The sequence below is a fragment of the Cobetia sp. LC6 genome (assembly GCF_030264805.1).
GTDB lineage: Bacteria > Pseudomonadota > Gammaproteobacteria > Pseudomonadales > Halomonadaceae > Cobetia.
Map to the genome: position 1 here is coordinate 1 of NZ_JASSPL010000037.1, position 569 is coordinate 569.

Here is a 569-nt window from a genome sequence, read left to right on the forward strand (position 1 = left end):
GAGAGCACGCTGCGCTCACCGGTCTCGATGTCGACCGTGGCGACCATGCCCGGCTTGATCGGCAGCGTCTCGCCGTTGTGCTCAAGCGCCGCGGTCTCGCTGCTGACCAGCACGCGATAGTAGCTTTCCTCGCCGCGTGGCGTTTCCTCCTCCAGCGTGTCCGAACTGATGCGCTCCACCTTGCCCTCCAACGTGCCGTATACCGCATAGTCGTAGGCACTGATGCGGATCGTCGCCGGCATGCCCGGGGCGATGAAGGCGACATCCTGCGGGCGAATGCGCGTCTCGAACACCAGAGTGTCCTCCAGCGGCGTGATCTGCATGATCTCCTCGCCGGGCGGAATCACGCCGCCACGCGTGGTGATGGCGATATTGTTGACCACCCCGCGCACCGGCGAGAGCAGCCGGGTACGGTCCAGCTGGTCGCGGCGCTGCACGCTGGTTTCCTCGAGGGCGGCCAGTTCGGATTTCTTGTCGGCAAGCTCGGCGTAGGCGTCCTGCAGATAGGTATTGCGGATCTCGGCCTGACGACCCTTGAGCTCGGCGATCTCGCGATCCAGCTTGAGCAT

General features: G+C 64.9%; 1 protein-coding gene. It reads right to left on the reverse strand.

What is annotated here, in order from left to right; genetic code table 11:
* Window positions 1-569 (reverse strand): beta-barrel domain-containing protein (locus QQF40_RS17010; RefSeq protein WP_285462034.1); only part of this gene is annotated, 569 nt, incomplete at both ends.